The 1601-nt window shown below is 69.5% G+C and carries 2 protein-coding genes; both read right to left on the bottom strand.

What is annotated here, in order from left to right; genetic code table 11:
- Nucleotides 1-614 (bottom strand): response regulator transcription factor (locus EQG76_RS25485; RefSeq protein WP_159717515.1); only part of this gene is annotated, 614 nt, incomplete at its 3' end.
- Nucleotides 611-1601 (bottom strand): sensor histidine kinase (locus EQG76_RS25480; RefSeq protein WP_235031562.1); only part of this gene is annotated, 991 nt, incomplete at its 5' end. The genes EQG76_RS25485 and EQG76_RS25480, both read right to left, overlap by 4 nt.

Here is a 1601-nt window from a genome sequence, read left to right as displayed (position 1 = left end):
TCGGCGGCCATGAGCCGGTCCGCGATCCGGACGAGGTCGGCGATCGAGTGTGCCCGCAACTTCTGCATCACCTGGGCCCGGTGGACCTTGACCGTGACCTCGCTGAGCTGGAGCGTCTGCGCGATCTGCTTGTTCATCTGGCCGGCGGCGACGAGCGGGAGGATCTCGCGCTCGCGCGGCGTCATCGCCGCGGCAAGGGCGCGCAGTTCCGCCAGCATGGCGGCCCGGGCACGCCGGGCGCGGTCGAACTCGATGGCGCGATGCACACTGTCGAGCAGATCCTGGTCGCGGAACGGCTTGGTCAGGAAATCGACCGCGCCGGCCTTCATCGCCGCCACCGACATCGGCACGTCGCCATGCCCGGTGATGAAGACGATCGGCGGCGGATCGGCAAAACGGGCGAGCTCGCGCTGGAACTCCAGGCCACTCTGGCCCGGCAGCCGCACATCGAGCACCAGGCAGGCCGGCAGGTCCGGACGCGGCGCCTGCCGGAATGCGCGCGTCGATTCGAACAGCATGACCGAATGGCCGACCGAGCGGAGCAGGCTCTCGAGCGAGATCCCCATCGCCGGGTCGTCGTCGACGACGAAGACGATGGATTCCTGTTCGCTCATCGGGCGGGTCCCGCTGCTTCGGGTCCTGCTGCTGGGGGCCCCGCTGCTGGGGGCATGCCTGCCGAGGCCGGCAGCGAGAACTGGAAGACGGCGCCGTGCGGCGTGTTGTCCGACGCCCACAGCCCGCCCCCATGGGCCTCGATCGTCGCGCGGCAGAACATCAGTCCCATCCCCATCCCGTCGGGTTTGGTCGTGAAGAATGGCGCGAAGATGCGTTCCCTGTCGACCGGCGCCAGACCGGTGCCGTTGTCGGCGACCGTGACGAGCACCTCGCTGACCTCGTGGCGTCGCGAGGTGACCTGCAGCAGGCGCGGCCGTGCGGTGCCGCGCATGGCGTCGACGGCATTCTCGACGAGATTGGCCACCACCTGGCGGAGCTGCGCGGGATTGCCGATGACCGGTGGCAGATCCGGCTCCAGCCCGGTCGAGACCGAGACGCGGCCGAGCCGGGCTTCATCCCGGCACTGGGCCAGCACGGCTTCGATCAGGTGGTTGAGATCGAGCGGCACACGCTCCTGGGCACCTTTGAGGAACATCGTGCGGATGCTGGTGACGACCTTGCTGGCGCGGTGTCCCTCGCTGACGATCCGGCCGAGTGCCGCCGTCGCCTCTTCGATCCGGGGTTGCTCGTGCTTGAGCCAGCGCAGTCCTGCCGAGGCGTTGGTCACCATGGTGGCAAGGGGCTGGTTGACCTCGTGCGCAATAGAGGCCGAGAGCGCCTCCATGGCGGTCAGCCGGTTCTGGCGGGCCCGGCGCTCGGCCAGGACCGACCGTGCCAGCCGCGCATGGACCGTGGTCGCCTCCGACAGGAGCACGAGCAGCACGAGGCTCGCGGAAGCCAGCCCGGTGAGGCGCCCGGCCCACCAGCCGACGCTCAGCCTGGTCCCGGCGCTGACATAGGAGAGCAGCACGAGCTCGATCAGCAGCGTGAACAGAACGACCATCAGCCAGATGTCGAGCATCGAGCGTCGCCGCAGGCCAAGCGCC

It is taken from the genome of Geminicoccus flavidas (assembly GCF_009806515.1).
GTDB lineage: Bacteria > Pseudomonadota > Alphaproteobacteria > Geminicoccales > Geminicoccaceae > Geminicoccus > Geminicoccus flavidus.
This window is presented reverse-complemented; position numbering and strand designations above follow the sequence as displayed.